Here is an 18,644-nt window from a genome sequence, read left to right as displayed (position 1 = left end):
TGGCCGCTATGGTGACAAAGTCGCTAGACGAGAAACGCGGGTTGGGAGACTTGTTACATGTTCAATGCCGTAAAGCGCATTGCCGGTTCTGCACCGATCTGGGCTTGGATCGTCATGGTCGTGTGTGCGCTGGTGCTCGTCGTCGGTCTCGTCGTGTCGAGTAATCGAACCGCTCCGACGTCGGACGCGACGGCAGCAATGACCCCGACCAGCTCGACCCCGCTCGAGCAGCCCGCCACCCTTGCCTTCATGGAAGATGCCAAGGCGCATGCGGCTGAGCCGAGAACAATTGTGCTGCTCGGTGATTCGACCGGTGCCGCCCGCGACGGCTGGGCACCCAAGGTCGGCACCGCGATCAGCCAGACCCTCCAGCGGCCGATGGCCACCAAATTCTGGAACACCACGACCAACGATTACGGCGCAATGGTCGGACTCGGCGACGGCCCGAACGGCCCGATCGGATTCTGGAATGGCAGCGCTTCCGGGAAAGACGCGAACTACGCGCTCGAAAATCTCGACAAGATGATTCCCGCGGATGCCTCGCCGGATCTGATCATGCTCAATTTCGGACATACGCAGGATCCGAAGACCGCGCTCGCCGAACAACTGCAGCCGCTCATCGCTCAGCTCCGCAAGGAATACCCGAACGCCGACCTCGTCGCGATCAAGCAGAGCCCGGCGCAGGGCAAGAACACCGGTGAACAGACCGCCGGCTTCGCGTCGGCCATGGACGCCGAGGGCATCCAGGTGATCGACGTCTACTCCGCCTTCCCCACCGACGACGCGTCGCTGGCGCCGCTGCTGAAGGACACCGTCAACCCGAGCCCTGCCGGACAGCAGATCTGGACGACGACGGTTCTCAAGGCCTTCGAAGTCCAGGCGTAGGTTCACGCGTCACAACGGCCACTCTTCACGCGGTGCAGGTTCGTCTGACCCAGCGTGCCTATCGTGCCCCTCTGGCGGAAGCCTGCCGACTCACGCGGAACGCGCGTACTGCGACAGGCCTTCTCAAAACCAGTGCCACCGAACGAAATTCGTAGCGCCTACGGGTGTACCACCGACGAGCTCGACGACCTCGCTCAATCCGCTTTCGGGTCGCCTCTTCGGCGGCGTCGTCGAGCGACGTAAAGAGTCCGTAGTCTGCCCGTATCCGTCGAATCTGCGTGGCATGTGGGGAGTACGCGGGCAAAGGAAGGCCGGCGAGGCGGTACACCGGTTGCCGGAAGTCGTGGGCTGTGAGCAACGCGAGCCAGGCCCAGATAAGCATCCCCAGCGCGAACAGGACCGCCAGTACCCGCGACGAAGCCGTCAGCACGCCGGGTACGAGAGCGCCGACAAAATAGGCGCTACCGATCAAGGCGCTACCCCAGCCAATAGTGGAGAACACAAATGCGCGCCCGCGCTGAGGACGGGGCAGCGTGATCATGTCGAATCGACGCAGAGCCTCGGCCCAGCGATAACGCTGCTTGAGCGACGCAACGGCGGGATCGACATCGTCATCAGGCAGCAACGCCATCAGTTGCTCTACCTGTTCATAGTGCGATCGGCGTTGCTTCTGCCGAATGTACAAGGCCCCCAGCGCAGAGAACGCCGGGACGAGCGCAGCGAGAAGCCCCACATAGAATTGCGGGTCGACAGGAATTGCCACCCTGAACTCCCTTCGGATGGGGGACATCCCCCGTATCCGCTCTGCCAGATGAGGACGCGAGACTAACAAGCGACTCCGACAGATCACCTGTCGAGCGTCCCGGAGGAACCACAAGTTGAAGGTCGCAGAACGGTGCGTCAGTGTTGCGAGTTGCTTTCGCATTGCGAAAGACGTTGTCATACCGCTGGTTTGACCGAGACGTCGACTGTGGAAAAACCTGGCGTTCGAACATATGTTCGTGTACCTTGGAGTCATGGCGGAGCTCACCACACCTCTCGACCACCTCATCGATCAAAACGGTCGGTGCAACCCGTCCGCAGTTCTTGTCAGACCCCCGATGTAGAACTGAAGACACAGAACATTCACGACAGAGCAGCAGTCAACGACGGTCCCACTCACCGCTTGTACACCTCAGAAGAGGGATGGCTGCCGTCATGATCGACACCGACACGACTCCACTCGACGCAATCCTCGATCAACTCGTCGAGATCACCCCACCCACCGACGACCCCACCGGCGTCCACACGTACTCGCAGCTGCGCCGATGGATACTGCTGCGCAACCTCGCCGATCACCAGATCGCCACCCACGCAGCACACCTCGACGATCTCGGCGTCGCGGAAAAGGCGGGTTCGACCACCAAGAAGCTGGTGATCGAGATGGGACTTCCACCTGCAGCAGCCACACGCACCGCCCGCATCGCCGAGCATCTCGGCACGCTGGGCAAGGTCGAAACCTGCGCCGCCGACGGCCGCCTCGCGGGTGAAGTTGTCGACGCCGTCGTGCGCGGAATGTCGACGATCGAGAAACGTTCCCCCACACAGCTCTCCGACGACGACCACGCCATCTACGAAACAGAGCTCCTCACCCAGGCCCTGTCGGGGGCCACCCCCACCGAAATACAGAAACACGCCCAGACGATCGGCAACACCATCGCCGACACCTCCGACAACGGAGTCCCCGCGAGCGACGACCGCACCCTTGACACGCTCTCCCACCACACGACCGATGACAGTCGCGTCGAGATCCACGCCAACGTGACGCAAGTCGTGGGCGAGAAGTTCATCGCCATGATCGACGAACGCAGCGTGCCCCGGCCCGAACCCGACGGGTCGCCCGATCGACGCTCGGCCGCCCAGATCCGCGCGGACGCACTGGAGGTGCTGTTAGATCAAGCTGCCGCAGGTGCGGCGATGGACACCATCGGCACCCCCAGAACCCAAGTGGCGTTGACCATCCCCGCCACCGGCGACCCCGCCACACTCCCCTGGACGGGCTCTGTCACCAACGCCATCGCCCGACAACTGTCGTGTGACGGTTCCTTGACCGAGATCATCATCGACGGCGAGACAGTGCCACTGCAGATGGGTCGCGAACGACGACTCTTCCCAGCCCACCTACGCAAGGCGATCATCATCCGCGACCAGACCTGCATCAAATGCGGTGCGCCGCCATCCCATACACAGGTCCATCACATCCAACACTGGACCGACGACGGTGACACCGACCTCGACAACGGCTGCCTGCTCTGCCAACGCTGCCACACCCAAGTCCACCACAACGGCTGGGACATCGTGCTGGGCTTCGACCGCCACCCGTGGCTCATCCCGCCGACCGCCATCGACCCGCAACGCCGCGCCCTACCCGCCTACAACCGCCGCACCATGCGACTCGACGACATCGCCGCCTGACACAGACTTACGCGCCAGCACCTTCAGCACCCGGCGTTCACCGAACATTAACCGGGACCGCATCCGTACCTTGACAACTCCACAGTGAAACACAGAGCCGCGCAATCGGTTCCGTTCCCGCCCAGCATCGCTGGGCGGGAACGGAACCGGTGACTACGGCGCGGTCGCCGAGAGCCCCGCAACGCGGAGGACTGTAGCCCGTCGAGGACGGCAGCCCGGATTCAGAACCCTTCTTGACCTGAAACCTTGCCAAGAGCAGGGGAATTCAGTATGTCCGGTTCGGCGCTGCACTGCGGCGCGATGGGGCCTACCAGGACCTCCTCGCCAGTCTCACCGCTCACGGACTCGCTGGTTCCGCGGCATCGGACTACGCCGAGATTCGCGACATCGTGGACCGCACCGGACTGTCGGTCGATCAGGTTCGCATGCTTCAGGATTGGGCCGACAGCAACCCGCTGATCCGCCAGCAGTACTTCGCGCGGACCGCGGTCACCGACCGCCTGTGGGATCTGACGTTCGAGATGCGGGGCGGAGTGGCCGCGTCGACCAGAGTCGGTCTACGCGCGCTCGGCCCGGTCGGCACCGTCGTGAGCACGGGCCTGGTGCTCCACGAGTTCGCAACCGCCGAAACGCCGCGCGACTTCGCCCACGCATCCGTCGAGGCCGCTGCAACAGCCGCACCCGTCCTGGGCCTGGTGGGTTGCGTGTTCGGTCCTGCCGGGTGCGTGGTGGGTGTGGCGGCCGGTACCGCGGCCGGCCTCGGACTCTCCGGCGGCAATGCCGTGGCCCGGCTGTGGTGGACTCGCTGGAGGCCTGATGCCCGCTCAGCCGGCGGGGGCCGTCGGCGGAGCCCTCACCGCCGCGTGCTCGGTCTCACCGCCGCGTCCGCGGTCACCGCGTCGAGCGCGTCCGTGAACGGCGGGATGAAGAACCGGGCACCGAGGACGCAGCATGCGTGACCACCGTCGACCTCGAAGCGCTGCGACCCGGGGATGCCGTCGAGCAGCAGTTGCTGACGTTCGGGTTCGACGACGCGGTCGCGGGTGGACACCACGACGGCGGTCGGGACATCGATCTCGTCGAGCCAACCGCGGGAGTCGAATCGCCCCAATCCGTTCCCGAATTCGCCGAGATGTGACAGCGGCGTCGAGAAGAACTGCCGCAGCGCCCAGACGGACGTATGCGACGTCGTCTTGTCGAGGTTCTTATCGGAAATGCGCGGAAGCATCCGGTAGAGCGGCGCGAGAATGCGACCGGTCCGTTGCGACGACCTCTGATGCCGGGGGTCGCTGGTGCTGAAGAACGGTCCCGTCGAGCAGAGCACCAGGCCCGACACCCGCTCGGGATGACGACGCCACACCAACTGGGCGATGCCGCCGCCCATCGAGAATCCGGCGGCGACGAACCGGTCGATGCCGAGGACGTCGGCGACAGCGGCCACGTCGTCGGCGCAGTCACGAAGATCGAAGTTCTCCGACTCGATACCGCGACCGTGCCAGCGGGCGTCGAGGGTGATCACCCGGTAGCGGTCGTTGATCGCCGGGATCGTCGGATACCAGCACAGCAGTCCGGTCGTCAGCACCGAATGCAGCAGGAACACCGCCGGCGCGTCGCGGGGTCCCGAATCGGTGACGTAGGCGCGGCCGCGACCGGGCAGGTCGAGCATCTGACCTTCGGGAATGTCCGTCGCCGGGTACGGCTTGAAGACGTGGCGGACTGCTCTGGCGGCACCGTTGAGAAACTCGGGGATCACGTTTACAAAGCTACGTGAGATGCTGGTCACATGATCGACATCGCCCGTCCGAAGATCGAGGGGTCGATCGCCATGGCCGACGGTGATCGTCGCATCGGGTTCGCCGAATACGGATCAGCCACCGGACGAGCCATCATCTGGCTCCACGGCACGCCCGGAGCGCGCCGGCAGATCCCCGTCGAGGCCCGCGGATTTGCCGCTGAGCGGGGGGTTCGTCTGATCGGACTGGACCGGCCGGGTGTCGGGTCGTCGACGCCGTACCGGTACGACAAACATCGCCGCCTTCGCCCCCGACCTCGCCGACGTGCTCGAAGCACTCGGCATCGACGAGTTCGCGGTCATCGGACTCTCCGGCGGCGGGCCGTACGCGCTCGGTGTGGCTCACGCGATGCCCGACCGGGTGGTCGCGGTCGGCATCCTCGGCGGTGTCGCACCGACCATCGGCCCCGACCGCATCCCCGGCGGCGCGATGCGGCTCGTTCCTGGCGCCGGCGGTCGGTGTCGCGGGGTCGCAGATCGGGCAGGTCCTCAGTGTCGCGCTCCGCTTCGCACGGCCGGTCGCCGAGCCGGCCATCAGCGTCTACGGACGGCTGTCCCCCGCCGCCGACCGCGAACTGCTGCAACGGCCGGAGTTCCGGGCGATGTTCCTCGACGACCTGCTCCACGGCGGCCGACGTGCGATGGAGGCGCCGTTCGCCGACGTCGTCGTGTTCGCCAAGGACTGGGGCTTCCGCGTCTCCGACGTGCAGGTCCCCGTGCGCTGGTGGCACGGCGACCACGACCACATCATTCCCTACGCCCATGGTGAGCACATGGTGTCGTTGCTGCCCGACGCCAAGCTGTTCGAGCTGCCCGGCGAAAGCCACCTCAGCACCCTGCACATGGCCACCGACATCATCGACGAACTGCTCGCCATCTGGGATCAGGCGCGGGCTGTGAAGTAGAGCGCGCCGGATTCCATACCCGCACAATTCACTCGCGCTACGGCTTTTCCGTTCGTCAGCGGCCACTGCAGTAACTGCTGTTGCTGGTGCTCACCAGAGTGGCCCATTTCTTTAGCACGCGTGAAAGATGCTGAAGCACCGTTCTTTTGACGACGCGAAGGCCTGTGGAGAAACCTGGCAGTCGAACGCCTGTTCGAGTACATTGGAGTCATGGCGGAGCTCACCACACTTCTCGACCAGCTCATCGAGATCACCCCACCCACCGACGACCCCACCGGCCGAACAACTTTCGAACAACTCGACACCTGGCGGTTGATAGGCAACGTCGCCGACCACCAGATCGCGACGCATGCAGAAAAACTCGATGATCTACACGTTGCACAGAAGGCTGGTTCAACCACCAAGAGATTGTTGATCGAGATGGGATTCGCACCCGCGGTCTCCACACGCGCGACCCGCATCGCGGAGAACTACTCGAGCTTGAGCAAGGTCGAGGCCTGCGCGGCCGACGGACGCCTCTCCGCCGACGTCGTCGACGCCATCGTGCGCGGCATCACGACCATCGAGAAACGCTCCCCCACACAGCTCTCCGACGACGACCACGCTATCGGCCCCTACCCGCCTACAACCGCCGCACCATGCGACTCGACGACATCGCCGCCTGACACAGACGCTCGCGCAGCAGGGTTTCGATACGGCTCGTCGCAAGCTCCTCGCCTACTCAACCAGCAGGGGTACCCGACATCTGCCGGGACCGCATCCGATCCTTGACAACTCCACAGTGAGAACACAGGGCCGCCCAGTCGGTTCCGTTCCCGCCCACCGTCGCTGGGCGGGAACGGGTCCGGTGACTACGGCGCAGTCGCCGAGAGCCCCGCAGCGAGGCCCAGCACGACGGCCATCAGCACCAGTTCGACGACGGCGTTGCGGATCGACGCGGCCTCGGTCAGTCGGTGGCGTTCGGCGGCGGGCACCCATCGTCGTCGATGCCAGAGGGCGACGCCCACCAGCGCCGCCAGGATGACGACCTTCGCCAGCAGAATCCGACCGTAACCGGTGGTGAACAGGGCTGACAGGCCGTCGATCTCCGTCAGTGCGGCAACCACGCCGGTCACCGCGATCACGCCGACGGCCCACGGCGCACGCTGCGAGAACACCGGCAGGCTGCGCGCCCACCCGGACCGGCCGCGGACCGCGATCACCATCGCAACGAGCAGACCGCACCACCAGGCGGCGGCCAGCGCGTGGGCGCCGACGAGGAACGGGCCGAAGGCGTCGTTGCCGGCGTGCCCGGCGATCGCGGTGGCCAGCACCCCGACCGCCGCGAGCACCCCGACCACGAGGACCGGGATCTCGACCGCGGTCAGCAGATCGAGCACCGCCCACACGACGATGAGCAGACCCGCGACCAGCGCGACCATCTCGGAGGCGCCAGAGTTGAGGACCTCGCCGAAGTCGCCGGCACTCACCTCGAGCACGTCCGTGCCGGACCGATCGGCGGTGCGCACCCAGGCGCTGATCAGCGTCGCCACCACCCAGACGCCCGCGAGTGCACCGATCAGTCTCGACGACGGCTCGGCGTCGACCGTGGGCAACAGGCCGAGGCCGAGAACCACGACGCAGACGCCGAGCGCGAGGGTCGCGGGAATCGCCACCGTGTCCGGCCCGTCGGGGCGGGCGAGCAACCAGCTCACCAGCAGTCCGGCGAACAGGGCCGGGACACCGGCCACGACCCTCACGCGTCAGCTCCGCGTCTTGGGGCGGCGGGTCAGCCAGAACACGACACCGAGACCCACGACCAGCACCACGACGGCACCGACGATGAAGTACCACACCGGGATTCCGTCATCGGACTGGTCAGCGGAGGCGTCGGCGAGCGGACCCGGTTCACCATTGCCGGCGACCGTCAGCTCGAAGCTGCGCTGCCCGCTGATGACATGTCCGTCGGCGGAGGTGACCCGGTAGTTGATCGTGTACTTCCCGGTCGGGCCGAGTTCGCGCACGCCGACACTCACAATGCTGCCGTCGACCTTGGGGTCACCGGACTGCCAGAAATGATCGTCGGGTCCGACGACGTTGAGCACCGCGTACGCCGACTGGATTCCCTCGTTGAAGGTGAGGGTGACGGTCGGCGGACCCGCGGGCAGGCTCGCGCCGTCGGCGGGATCGGAGGACACGAGACGCGAATGCGCCGACGCCACGGGCGCCGACCAGGTGCCGACCAGACCCAGGCAGGCGAGCATGGCCAAGGTCAACAGGAGCGAACGGCTGAGCGGGAGTGCGCGCTTACGCATTGCCACGTCCATTGCGTCGGGCAACCATCAACGCCGCGACACCGAAGACGGTGCCCAGTGCGCCGACGACCAGTCCGATACCGCCGAGCCAGCGGGCGGAGGAGTCGGCCTGGGCGGTCTCCGTCGCCTGCGACTGGGGCACGTCGGTGCCGTTCTCGGGCGCTGCGGCATGGTGTGCGCCGTGTCCGTCGCCGCCCGCCGCGAGGGTGATGGTCGGTGCGGGCTTCTCGGGCTCGGTGCCGTCGGCCGGGGTCGGCTGATTCCAGTCGGCCTTCTCGCCGTCGGCATAGGTCTGCAGCGTCGGGAGGGTGACGGTCTCCTGCTCGGGGAAGGGGCCGCCGGAGAAGCGGAACTGCCCGAACTGGCCGACCGGGACACCGGGCGAACCGGGTTCGGCGGTCCAGGTGATCTCGGTGACCAGGTCGTCCTTCTTGGTGACGACCGACTTCCAGCCGCTCATCACCTCCGGGCGCGCCGACTTCAGGCCGGGCAGGGTCACGCGCAGTGACGTCGTCGGAGCCGCGTCGGACTCGTTGGGGACGACCAGCGTGACGACGCCGTACCCACCCTGGGTGACGGTCGGGGCGTTGGCGGTGACGTGCGCCGACGCCGCACCCGCCCCGGTCAGGGAGGCGACACCGACGACTGCGGCAGCGGCGGCGGGCAGGACGAGGCGGCGAGCGGTCGTGGCCCGCGTCAGGACAAGGTTCTTCATCTGGGTTCTTTCTCAAGAGTTCGGAAGTCTGGCGTTGCGCACGACAGCACCGAACCGTCGAGGGTTCGGTGTGGTGGCGCGGGTCAGAAGCCGAGCGGAGGTCCACGAACGCCGGTCCCGCCGACGGGCGGAGCGGCGAGAACACCGGGTTGCGTCCAGAAGACCGGGCGTGCACCGGGCGCGAGCAATGCGGCGGGCGGCATCAGCGACGCGATGACCGACCCGATGACGGCCAGCATCTGCGCGCCGACGACGATCAGCACGGCGCTGAGCGGGATCGCGACGAGGTGCGTCAACAGCATCGGCAACGCCGGGGCGTCGTGGCCGGCGTGTGCGGCGTCGGCGGCGAGCGACCAGTGACCCGCGACCTGCGCGGCGGCCAGGATGCCGACGGCCGACGCGGTGGCCGGGACGAGGCGTCGGCCTCGGGTCGCCGGTTGCAGGAGCATCGCCGCGACCACACCGATCGCCGCGGTGAGCACCAGGCCACCTGAGCTGGGCATCTGGTCGCCGGCGGCACCGTGCGCGGCGATCGCGACGGCGGGCACCACACCGGCCGCGGCGACGCGTGTGAACACGTCGGGCGTGCGGACGGTGCGTGACATGGCCCCATCCTAAGGAGTGGGTCCCCGCGCAACCGACTCACCCAACCCGGCCAACTCGTCGGTGCGCGGTGAAAGAATCGACAGCATGTCGCTTTCACCGGCTCCTGTCGAGGTACGCACGGTCGAGGTCCGCGAGCTGTCCTCGCCCGACGAACTCGAAGAACTGATGCGGATCTTCGACGACGTGTGGCGGCCGGACCCGACGAGACGCCCGGTGGGCATCGACATGCTGCGGGCGTTGTCGCATTCGGGCAACTACGTGTCCGGCGCTTTCATCGGCGATCACCTGGCCGGCGGAAGTGTCGCGTTCCTGTCGGCGCCGGCCGGCGAGGCCCTGCACAGTCACATCACCGGGGTCTCCCGACGCGGACGCGGCCACCATGTGGGCTACCTGCTGAAGATGCATCAGCGGAAGTGGGCGCTGGCGCGTGGACTGACGACGATCACGTGGACCTTCGATCCGCTGGTCGCGCGGAACGCGTATTTCAACATCACGAAGCTGGGCGCGCTGCCGGTCCACTATTACGAGGACTTCTACGGCGAGATGGGCGACGAGCTGGGCGGCGACGCCGACTCCGACCGGGTGCTGGTGTCGTGGGCGCTCGAGGACCGTCTGCCCGAGGCCGTCGATGGTGTCGGGAGTGTGGAGGCGCTGATCGCCGACGGTGCGGTGCCGGTGATCGACGATTCCGACCGGTCGCGTCCGGTCGCCCATCACGAGCGGGTGGCCCCGGACGCCACCGTGGTGGTGGCGTTGCCGCGGGACGTCGAAGCGATGCGGGTGAGTCATCCGCTCGACGCGGCGCGGTGGCGGATCGCGCTGCGGGACGCGATGTCGCCGTTGCTCCTCGAAGGTGAGGCGCGACGGTCGGTGCGGTTCCTGCGGTCGGGTCACTACGTGTTCGGTCCGGCAGGGTCGGGGGTGCGGTGAGCGTCGAACTGACCCCCGCGGATTGGGGCCGGTACCCGCACACACTCGCCGACGTCCTGCCCGCGGTGTCCTCTGCGCTGGGAATGTCCGCATCGTCGGACCTGGTTGTGCCACCTGGCGATTCGGTGGTGGTGTTGCTCATCGACGGGCTCGGGGCGACGCTGCTGGAGGAGTACGCGGATTCCGCGCCGACGCTGCGCGAGCTGACCGCGACCACGCTGCGTGCCGGATTCCCGGCGACCACGGCGACCAGCATCCTGAGTCTGACGGTCGGGGCGGCGTGTGGCGTGCACGGGATCATCGGATACAGCTTCCGGCCCGACGACGACTGTCGGACACGGGGATCACGCCGGGTGCTGAACTCGCTGCGCTGGAGTCTCGACGACGCGCACGGCCCCTCGGCGCTGGTCACCTATCCCCCGGCTCTGGTGCGGACTCACCCGGGCAGTCTGGAAGCGCTTGCGGATGAGGGCGCTCGGGTGACGTACGTGATGCCCGGGGAGTTCCGCGGCACGGGTCTGACCCTGGCAGCGTTCCGCGCGCCCGGCCAGTACGTGCCGGCGGTGACCCCCGACGGGGTGCGCGACGGCGTCTTGGCCGCCGTGCGCGGACACAGTCGTCATCGCCGGTTCGTGTACGCCTACTACAGCGAGTTGGACACCGCGGGACACATCCACGGTCCTGGTTCTCCGGAGTGGCTGGAGAAGCTCCGGATGGTCGATCGGCTCGTGGCCGATCTCGCCGCCGAGTTGCCCTCCGGGACAACACTGCTCGTCACCGCCGACCACGGGATGATCACCGCCGACCGCGCCATCGACATCGACACCGCGCCAGAACTTCTCGACGGTGTCGACGCCGTGGCCGGTGAGGCGCGTGCGCGGCACGTGTACGCGACGTCCGGTGCTGCCGATGACGTCCTGAAGGCATGGTCGGGGTATCTCGGCGACGCGGCGCACGTCGTCACGCGGGAGCAGACCATCGACGAGGGGTGGTTCGGACCCGAGGTGACCGACGCGGTGGCGCGTCGGATCGGGGACGTGGTCGCGGTGGCGCGGGACTCGGTGACGCTGACACGCTCGACGAGCGAGACGATGGAGTCGAAGATGATCGGCCACCACGGCGCCTGGACGGCCGCGGAACAGCTTGTGCCGCTGGTGATCGCGCAGGGGTGACTCCTGCTGGCCGAGCAGCCCCCGCTGACCGGTAGCTGCCCACGCTGACCGGTAGCTGCCCACGCTGGCCGGTAGCTGCCCACGCTGGCCGGGTACCCCCCCTGCTGGCCGAGTAGCGACGACCGAGCGCAGCGAGGACGCCGCGTATCGAGGTCACGCCACCGGCGCATCCTCGTCGTCGGTCACCAGGTCCAGGCGCACGCCGAGGAGGCGGACCGGGCGGTCGATGTCGAACTTGCTGAGCAGGTCGGCGACCACGCCTTCGAGTTGATCGAAGTCGAGGCTCGGGGCGGGGAGCTTGCGGGATTTGGTGCGCGTGTAGAAGCTGGTGGTCCGGACGGTCACGGCCACGCGGAACGGGAGGCGTTCCTCGGCGACGACCTGGTCGAGCAGCTCGCGCAGCAGTTCGGCTGCCGCGGTACGCATCTCGGACGGTTCGGCGATGTCGGCCGCGAACGTCCGCGACTTGGAGTGCGACCGGGCGAGCCACGGTTCGGCGGTGATCGTCGAATCGCCACCGCCGCGGCACAACACGTACAGCCAGTTGCCCTGGTGCGGGCCGAAGGTGGCGATCAGGTCGTCGCGGGGTGTGGCGATCAGGTCGTTGACGGTCTCGACGCCGTTGGCGGCGAGTTTGGCCGACGTCTTGGGTCCGACGCTCCACAGGTCGCGAGTCGCCCTCTCCCCCATCAGGTCCAGCCAGTTGCGGTCGTCGAGCAGGAACACGCGCGGCGGATCGACGCCGTCGTCGGGCGTGGCACCGGGCGGCCGCTTGGCGAATCCGGTGGCCATCTTGGCGCGCTGCTTGTTGTCGCTGATGCCGACGCAGCTCGTCAGGCCGCAACGGTCGAAGATGTCGCGGCGGACCCGTTCGGCGAAGTCGACGATGGCGGCATCGTCGAACGGGTCGACCTCGGCGCCTCGCGCACTGACACCGAGGTACGCCTCATCCCAGCCCCACACCTCGACGGGATGACCGGTCCCGCGCAGCACATCCATGACGTCGGCCGACGCGGCGTCGTACGCACCCATGTCCAGCGGCAGATACACCGCGTCGGGCAGCTTGCGGTAGGCAGCACGCAGCGGCATCCCGGCCCGCACGCCGACATCCCGCGCCTCATACGACGCGCAGGTCACCACCTTGCGGGCCTCGGTCGGGTCGCCGTTGCCGCCGACGATGACCGGGACACCGACGAGCTCCGGACTGCGCAGCCGCTCGACCGACACCTGGAACTGGTCGAGGTCGACGTGCAACAGCCACCGATAGCGTTGCGAAACCGACGTGGTCACCCCGCCAGGGTAACCACGGACCGGCGATCAGTCGCCGCAGTCAGTCACCGCAGTCGGTCGCCGAAGTCAGACGGCGATACGGACGTCGATCTCGCCGAGTCCCACGCTCCGGCACGACGTGCGCAGCGAATGCGGGTTGTAGCGCAGCACCGACAACCCGCGGTTCGTCTCGGTCGACCAGCCGGCGAACGACTCACCCGCCTCGGTGATGAACCCGGTGAGCGCCGAGAGCGACGATGCGTCGAATGCGGCCACCGTGTGGGTGAGCACCTTCTCCAGCAGCGCACGGTCACGATGCAGCGGCGGCGGAACCAGATTCAGTGCGGGAGAAGCTGTTCCACAGTTCGTCGGATCGGTGAGCGCATGAACAGCGACGAGCAGGAAAGCGAGCGAGACGACGGCCCGCGAGGTGGGATCCCCCGCCCGGCCCGGATACGACTGGATGAGTTGGCACACCTGCACCGGGCGCGGCGGCGTGGCATCGGCAGCCTCGCCCGAGCCGGGCTCGAGGAGCCCCAGTGCAGCCAACACCTCTTGCTGAGCGGACGAAACCGTTTCCGCGGCAAGCGCATCGGCATGCATCCGCTGCAATTGGGCGACGATCGCCTGGTGGCGTCGCGCCGCGTCGTCGATCTCACTGACCAGATGTTCGGTCAGTCCGAAGGTCGACGAATAGTGGGTCAGCGCCTGATATCCGGGCAGCATGATGTGCTGCTCGATGGCGATGGCCTCGGCGATTGCCGACGGTTCGAGAAATTTGCGGACGCTTCGCTTGGACGCGCGCGCCGACAGAGTCCTGGTCAACTGAGCCCTCCACACATGTAGACCACTGATGCTCCGAAATGGAATTCCCAACCCGGTGTTGACCCCCTACGCTTCGACACCCCCTTCGATGCCGTTAACGAAGCGCACGATCACAATAGCGAGGATTCGGACAAACCGTGAGTCGAATGACTGAAAACTGCGGAATTCGGTCATTTCGGATACCGATGCGCAGCGCAATGGGCCTTTTTACCCAGACTCGGTCGGCACATCGGCCCCCCGACACTTCACCGAAGACCCTTCCTTTCCCGCGCCCGGCGGGTTTCACTCGATTCAGAGGCTTCGACGGGAGGACTCGAGACGATGCACGCAGTGACGTTGACCGGACATCTCGACGAACCGCTGTCGCGGTGGCTGTGGCTGATCAAATGGTTGCTGGCGATACCGCACTTCCTGATACTGATCGCGCTGGACATCGCGTTCTTCTTCTGCACCGTCGTGGCCGGCTTCGCGATCCTGTTCACCGGTCGCTATCCGCGTGGCCTGTTCGACTTCAACGTCGGGGTCATCCGGTGGAACTGGCGCGTCGCCTTCTACACGCACTCCGCGTTCGCCACCGACCGGTATCCGCCGTTCGCGCTGCGTCGAACCGACTATCCCGCCGACTTCGATGTCGTGTACCCCGAGCGGTTGTCCCGTGGCCTCGTGCTGGTGAAGTGGTGGCTGCTGGCAATCCCCCACTACCTCATCCTCGCGGTACTCGCCGGCGGGTGGCTGGGCGGCCCGCTGGCCGTCGGATATGTGGCCCAGGGCGACGACGGCCGGGTGACCATCGCGCCGGTGCTGGCGCTCGTGGCGTTCTTCGCCGCAGTCGCGCTGCTCTTCACCGGCGCGTACCCGCGCGGACTGTTCGACTTCGCGATGGGCATCAACCGGTGGCAGTACCGGGTGTGGGCGTATGCGGCGCTGATGCGAGACGAGTACCCACCCTTCCGGCTCGATCAGGGCGGGGACGAACCGACCGACTCGACAGGAGCCCGCGATGTTGCGGTTCCTCTCCCGTGAGTTGCACAGCTGGCGGCTGATGCACGCCTCGTCCAACCGGCTCGTCCGTCCGACGGACCGGGTGGAAACACTTGTGCTGCTGGCGCTCTGGGTGTCGGCCCTGGCGGGCCTACTCGTCGCACTGACCATTGGCGGCAACACGTATGCCACCCACAAGGCCGCCGTCGAGGTCCAGGGACCGCGACATTCGGTGAGTGCCACCGTCGTCACGATGCCCAAGCCGGACGACGATTCGACCATCGTCGCCTGGCGGCGGCCCGACGGCTCGCGCGCCACCGCCGCGGTGGACACCGAACGGCACGACCGCGTCGGCCGGGTCCGCATCATCTGGCTCGACGACGAGGACAAGCCGGCGGACCCGCCGCGCACCACCACCACCGACGCCGTCGTGGAGGGCATCATGGCCGGACTCGGTGTCGTCATGCTGACCACCCTGGGCTGGTGGGGGCTGGCCCTTCTGGTCCGGGCGGCCGCCGACCGGCATCGCATGCGACGGTGGGAGGCCGAGTGGCTGGAGTTCGACATCGACAGCCACCGCTGAGGGCCGGCCACGATGACCGTGCCCGACGAGATGGATGTCGATCCCCAGGAAGACATCCAGCAGCTGCTGAGCGACCTCGGATCGTCCCCGAACGGGTTGTCCCTGCGCGAGGTCGAGCGGCGCCGCCTGATGCACGGGCCCAACACACTCACCAGAACCCGCGGGAGCCGCTGGTTCGGTCAATTGCTCCGCCAGCTGACCCACCCCCTCGCGCTGTTGCTGTGGGTGGCCGCACTGCTGGCGTGGATCAGCGGTTCGCAGCCGCTGTCCGTGGCGATCGTCGTGGTGATCGTGATCAACGCAGCGTTCGCCTTCGTCCAGGAACGTCACGCCGAACGGGCGGTGGAAGCGCTGGCCGACATCATCCCGGTGACGGCCCGCGTGGTCAGGGAGGGCCCGGAGGAGGAGATCCCGGCCTCCGAACTGGTGCCCGGTGACGTCATCCACCTCGCCGAAGGCGACCGGGTGTCGGCCGATGCACGGCTCATCGGCGGTTCCGTCGAGGTCGATCTGTCCACACTGACCGGCGAGTCGGTTCCCGTGCACCTGCAGACGCAGGCCGCCGCCGGCACCGGGCCGATCGTCGAGGCGACCGACATCGTGTTCAGCGGAACGAATGTCGTGGGCGGGGACGGTCGCGCGGTGGTGTTCGCCACCGGGATGCACACCGAACTCGGGCACATCGCCTCGCTGTCGCAGCGGATCGGTCACGACGAGAGTCCGCTGGAGCGGCAGGTGAAACGGGTGGCGTGGCTGATCGCCGCCGTGGCCGTCACGATGGGACTCGCCTTCATCCCGCTCGGCACGGCGCTGGCCGGCCTCTCGCTGCGCGATTCGGTCAACTTCGCGATCGGGTTGCTGGTGGCCAACGTCCCCGAGGGACTGCTGCCCACCATCACCCTCGCCCTGGCGCTGGGCGTTCGCATCCTCGCGCGCAACGGTTCGCTGGTCAAACGGATCTCGGCGGTGGAGACACTCGGGTCGACGACGGTGATCTGCACCGACAAGACGGGCACCCTGACACAGAATCGGATGACGGTCACGCAGATCTGGACACCGGCCGGCGTCGTCGGACTCCCCCTCGACGGCACCCCGTCGGCCTCGCTGCGACACGTGGCACAGGTGATGACCGATTGCTGTTCGGCGACCATCGATGTCGACGAGTCCGGGACGATCACCGAGTTCGGCGACCCCACCGAGCTGGCGCTGCTCCGGGCGGCGTCCGGTCTCGGGGTCACCCCGCCCCGTGCCGGCGATTCCACGGCCTCCCGCACCACGGACGGGCCGGCCGCTGTGCGCCGGACGTTCGCCTTCGATCCGGCACTGCGGCGGATGTCCACGGTCGTGCCTACCGCCGACGGCGGACGGGTCAACGTCAAGGGCGCACCGGAGGAGATCCTCGAGCTGTGCACGCACATCGCCGATCGAGCGCTGACCGCCGCGGACCATGCGGAACTCCACGCGCTCATCGCCAGCTGGGCCGGTCAGGGTCTGCGGCTGCTCGCCGTGGCGTCGAAGTCCGTCGGCCCGGGACAGGTGGGCACCATCGACCGTGCCGGCGCCGAACGTGATCTGACGCTCGACGGCATCGTGGCGATGATGGACCCTCCCCGCACGGGTGTCCGGGACGCCATCGACGTCTGCCATCGCGCAGGCATCCGCATCATGGTCGTGACCGGCGACCATGCCCTCACCGCGCGGGGGATCGCCGAGGGTGTGGGCATCGGCTCCCATCACGGACTCGAGGTGATCAGCGGACCCGATCTGGATGCGATGCCCGAGACCGAACTCGACCGGCTCCTGAAGCGCCGCACCGAACTGGTCTTCGCCCGCACCTCCCCCGAGGCCAAACTGCGGATCACCGACGCGCTGCGCGATCTGGGCGAGGTGGTGGCGATGACCGGGGACGGGGTCAACGACGCACCCGCGCTGCGCAGGTCGGACATCGGTGTCGCGATGGGACGCAACGGCACCGACGTGGCCCGGGAGGCGGCGACGATGGTGCTGACCGACGACAACTTCGCCACCATCGTCACCGCGGTGGCCGCGGGTCGTCGTGTCTACGACAACGTCCGCAAGTTCATCGTGTACATCTTCGCGCACGCCACCCCGGAGGTCGTGCCGTTCCTGATGTACGCCCTGTCCGGCGGGAACATCCCACTTCCGTTGACGGTCATGCAGATCCTCGCCATCGACCTGGGCACGGAGACACTTCCCGCCCTGGCCCTGGGTCGCGAGAAGGCCGAACCCGGTCTGATGAACCGGGCACCGCGCCGCCGGACCCAGAACGTCGTGGACCGGGAACTCCTGTTTCGGTCGTGGGGACTCCTCGGCGGGGTGTCGACGATCCTGGTGGTGGCCCTGTTCCTCGGCACGTTGTGGCGGGGTGGCTGGCACTTCGGCGACCCGGTGGACAGCGGCCCCCTCCACTCGACGTGGGAACTGGCCACGACCATGACCTTCCTCGGCATCGTCGCCTGCCAGTTCGGCACCGCGATGGCCTCGCGGTGCCAACGCGCACCGCTGAGTTCGATCGGCGTGTTCAGCAATCGGCTGTTGTTGTGGGGCTTCGCCTTCGAGCTCACCTTCGTCGTGGTGGTGGTCACGGTGCCGGCGTGTCAGGACCTCTTCGGCACGACGACACCGCCGGCGGATCTCCTGGTGTGGCTGCTACCCATGCCCGTCGTGGTCTGGGGTGCCGACGAACTGTACCGGTGGGCGCGGCGCCGAGGGCAGGCGGATGCCCGCTCCGCTCACTGATCGTCCACGTCCTCGAGGTCGGCTCCGGACAACCAGGCCTGCGAATCGTCGATGCCGACGTGCGGAGGCAACGGCGGCAGGCGGGTTCCGAACACCTCGTGGGTGAGTTTGCTCAGTGCGCGACATTCCTCGGCCCAGGACATCCGTCCGGCAGGTGTCGTCTCGTAGGTGCGGCGCTTCTGGTATCCGATCATCTCGTCCTGGGCGGCGAGGAGGCCGCGTCCGATGAGTTCGTCGAGAACCAGACGTAGGTCGCTCGGCTGCACCCGGTAGCCGCGGCGCACCAGCTCCTCGAGGACTCGGTCCTGCGTGCCCGGCTGCAACGCGATACCCAGGATGTGCACCCGTATCGCGGCGCGTTCGATCGCTTTCATCGCCGCTCCTCCCTTCGTCGGGGATCCTTCCACAATGCACCGGATCGGGTGTGCCCGAAAGGGTCGCAGTGCCCCGATTCGACGGGTGTGAGCGCAGGT

Annotated in this window: 16 protein-coding genes and 3 pseudogenes; 10 read left to right on the top strand and 9 right to left on the bottom strand. The window is 67.4% G+C overall.

Annotated features, from left to right (window positions below; all coding sequences use genetic code 11):
• Positions 1-57 precede the first annotated feature (57 nt).
• Positions 58-885 carry an SGNH/GDSL hydrolase family protein gene (locus GOAMI_RS05335; RefSeq protein WP_006435371.1) on the top strand — a complete coding sequence of 276 codons (828 nt, stop codon included), beginning with the start codon at positions 58-60 and terminating at the stop codon, positions 883-885.
• Between the two features lie 58 nt (positions 886-943).
• On the opposite strand, the gene GOAMI_RS05330 is transcribed toward GOAMI_RS05335, so the two are convergent.
• Positions 944-1,648, bottom strand: coding sequence for a hypothetical protein (locus GOAMI_RS05330; protein WP_006435370.1), 705 nt, complete (start codon positions 1,646-1,648; stop codon positions 944-946).
• 434 nt (positions 1,649-2,082) lie between these two features.
• Here GOAMI_RS05330 and GOAMI_RS05325 point away from each other — a divergent pair, with 434 nt between their 5' ends.
• Both GOAMI_RS05325 and GOAMI_RS22995 read left to right on the top strand, forming a co-directional pair.
• Positions 2,083-3,339, top strand: a complete 1,257-nt coding sequence (locus GOAMI_RS05325) for an HNH endonuclease (RefSeq protein WP_157228268.1) — start codon at positions 2,083-2,085, stop codon at positions 3,337-3,339.
• 425 nt (positions 3,340-3,764) lie between these two features.
• On the top strand, positions 3,765-4,298 hold the full coding sequence (locus GOAMI_RS22995; RefSeq protein ID WP_157228267.1) for a hypothetical protein: 534 nt from the start codon (positions 3,765-3,767) through the stop codon (positions 4,296-4,298).
• Here the strand turns inward: GOAMI_RS22995 and GOAMI_RS05320 are convergent.
• Positions 4,193-5,092: an alpha/beta fold hydrolase gene (locus GOAMI_RS05320; RefSeq protein ID WP_006435368.1), complete on the bottom strand. Its 900-nt coding sequence runs from the start codon at positions 5,090-5,092 to the stop codon at positions 4,193-4,195. The two genes, GOAMI_RS22995 and GOAMI_RS05320, sit on opposite strands and share 106 nt — an antisense overlap.
• 93 nt (positions 5,093-5,185) lie before the next feature.
• Here GOAMI_RS05320 and GOAMI_RS05315 point away from each other — a divergent pair.
• Positions 5,186-6,036 (top strand): annotated as a pseudogene (locus GOAMI_RS05315) (alpha/beta fold hydrolase).
• Between the two features lie 210 nt (positions 6,037-6,246).
• Positions 6,247-6,640: pseudogene (locus GOAMI_RS05310) on the top strand (HNH endonuclease); the annotation flags it as partial.
• A gap of 247 nt (positions 6,641-6,887) precedes the next feature.
• Here GOAMI_RS05310 and GOAMI_RS05305 read toward each other — a convergent pair.
• The 4 genes from GOAMI_RS05305 to GOAMI_RS05290 all read right to left on the bottom strand — a co-directional run bounded on the left by GOAMI_RS05305 (position 6,888) and on the right by GOAMI_RS05290 (position 9,650).
• A complete protein-coding gene (locus GOAMI_RS05305) occupies positions 6,888-7,775 on the bottom strand; it encodes a CopD family protein (RefSeq protein WP_006435365.1) in 888 nt (295 codons plus the stop codon).
• 3 nt (positions 7,776-7,778) lie between these two features.
• The gene (locus GOAMI_RS05300) at positions 7,779-8,330 is read right to left on the bottom strand and encodes a copper resistance CopC family protein (protein WP_006435364.1); all 552 of its coding nucleotides are present in this window, start codon (positions 8,328-8,330) and stop codon (positions 7,779-7,781) included.
• Complete coding sequence (locus GOAMI_RS05295; RefSeq protein WP_006435363.1) at positions 8,323-9,045, bottom strand: YcnI family copper-binding membrane protein; 723 nt, start codon at positions 9,043-9,045, stop codon at positions 8,323-8,325. The genes GOAMI_RS05300 and GOAMI_RS05295 overlap by 8 nt, the downstream gene beginning before the upstream one ends.
• Before the next feature lie 83 nt (positions 9,046-9,128).
• A complete protein-coding gene (locus GOAMI_RS05290) occupies positions 9,129-9,650 on the bottom strand; it encodes a hypothetical protein (RefSeq protein ID WP_006435362.1) in 522 nt (173 codons plus the stop codon).
• Between the two features lie 85 nt (positions 9,651-9,735).
• Here GOAMI_RS05290 and GOAMI_RS05285 point away from each other — a divergent pair, with 85 nt between their 5' ends.
• Positions 9,736-10,581: a GNAT family N-acetyltransferase gene (locus tag GOAMI_RS05285; protein WP_006435358.1), complete on the top strand. Its 846-nt coding sequence runs from the start codon at positions 9,736-9,738 to the stop codon at positions 10,579-10,581.
• The gene (locus GOAMI_RS05280; RefSeq protein ID WP_006435357.1) at positions 10,578-11,753 is read left to right on the top strand and encodes an alkaline phosphatase family protein; all 1,176 of its coding nucleotides are present in this window, start codon (positions 10,578-10,580) and stop codon (positions 11,751-11,753) included. The genes GOAMI_RS05285 and GOAMI_RS05280 overlap by 4 nt, the downstream gene beginning before the upstream one ends.
• A 153-nt stretch (positions 11,754-11,906) precedes the next feature.
• Here GOAMI_RS05280 and GOAMI_RS05275 read toward each other — a convergent pair whose 3' ends face one another.
• Positions 11,907-13,043 (bottom strand): DNA polymerase IV, encoded by a 1,137-nt coding sequence (locus GOAMI_RS05275; protein ID WP_006435356.1) that lies wholly within the window; start codon positions 13,041-13,043, stop codon positions 11,907-11,909.
• 66 nt (positions 13,044-13,109) lie between these two features.
• On the bottom strand, positions 13,110-13,847 hold the full coding sequence (locus GOAMI_RS05270) for a hypothetical protein (RefSeq protein ID WP_006435355.1): 738 nt from the start codon (positions 13,845-13,847) through the stop codon (positions 13,110-13,112).
• A 336-nt stretch (positions 13,848-14,183) separates the two neighbouring features.
• On the opposite strand from GOAMI_RS05270, the pseudogene GOAMI_RS05265 reads away from it, so the two are divergent.
• The 3 genes and pseudogenes from GOAMI_RS05265 to GOAMI_RS05255 all read left to right on the top strand — a co-directional run.
• Positions 14,184-14,870: pseudogene (locus GOAMI_RS05265) on the top strand (DUF4389 domain-containing protein); the annotation flags it as partial.
• Positions 14,848-15,411, top strand: coding sequence for an Rv1733c family protein (locus GOAMI_RS05260; RefSeq protein ID WP_006435349.1), 564 nt, complete (start codon positions 14,848-14,850; stop codon positions 15,409-15,411). The pseudogene GOAMI_RS05265 and the gene GOAMI_RS05260, both read left to right, overlap by 23 nt.
• Before the next feature lie 12 nt (positions 15,412-15,423).
• Positions 15,424-18,171 carry a cation-translocating P-type ATPase gene (locus GOAMI_RS05255; RefSeq protein ID WP_006435348.1) on the top strand — a complete coding sequence of 916 codons (2,748 nt, stop codon included), beginning with the start codon at positions 15,424-15,426 and terminating at the stop codon, positions 18,169-18,171.
• Here GOAMI_RS05255 and GOAMI_RS05250 read toward each other — a convergent pair.
• Positions 18,165-18,545 (bottom strand): hypothetical protein, encoded by a 381-nt coding sequence (locus GOAMI_RS05250; protein ID WP_006435347.1) that lies wholly within the window; start codon positions 18,543-18,545, stop codon positions 18,165-18,167. The two genes, GOAMI_RS05255 and GOAMI_RS05250, sit on opposite strands and share 7 nt — an antisense overlap.
• Between the last annotated feature and the right edge of the window lie 99 nt (positions 18,546-18,644).

Origin of the sequence: Gordonia amicalis NBRC 100051 = JCM 11271 (assembly GCF_000332995.1) — a bacterium.
Classification (GTDB): Bacteria; Actinomycetota; Actinomycetes; order Mycobacteriales; family Mycobacteriaceae; genus Gordonia; species Gordonia amicalis.
The sequence above is the reverse complement of the archived record's forward strand: the minus strand, read 5'-3'. Positions and strand labels throughout refer to the sequence as shown.

Coding starts and splice junctions, on each gene's coding strand:
- GOAMI_RS05300 (WP_006435364.1), bottom strand. CDS start 8,330: ATGCGTAAGCGCGCACTCCCGCTCAGCCGTTCGCTCCTGTTGACCTTG.
- GOAMI_RS22995 (WP_157228267.1), top strand. CDS start 3,765: ATGCTTCAGGATTGGGCCGACAGCAACCCGCTGATCCGCCAGCAGTAC.
- GOAMI_RS05250 (WP_006435347.1), bottom strand. CDS start 18,545: ATGAAAGCGATCGAACGCGCCGCGATACGGGTGCACATCCTGGGTATC.
- GOAMI_RS05325 (WP_157228268.1), top strand. CDS start 2,083: ATGATCGACACCGACACGACTCCACTCGACGCAATCCTCGATCAACTC.
- GOAMI_RS05255 (WP_006435348.1), top strand. CDS start 15,424: ATGACCGTGCCCGACGAGATGGATGTCGATCCCCAGGAAGACATCCAG.
- GOAMI_RS05335 (WP_006435371.1), top strand. CDS start 58: ATGTTCAATGCCGTAAAGCGCATTGCCGGTTCTGCACCGATCTGGGCT.
- GOAMI_RS05295 (WP_006435363.1), bottom strand. CDS start 9,045: ATGAAGAACCTTGTCCTGACGCGGGCCACGACCGCTCGCCGCCTCGTC.
- GOAMI_RS05285 (WP_006435358.1), top strand. CDS start 9,736: ATGTCGCTTTCACCGGCTCCTGTCGAGGTACGCACGGTCGAGGTCCGC.
- GOAMI_RS05290 (WP_006435362.1), bottom strand. CDS start 9,650: ATGTCACGCACCGTCCGCACGCCCGACGTGTTCACACGCGTCGCCGCG.
- GOAMI_RS05260 (WP_006435349.1), top strand. CDS start 14,848: ATGTTGCGGTTCCTCTCCCGTGAGTTGCACAGCTGGCGGCTGATGCAC.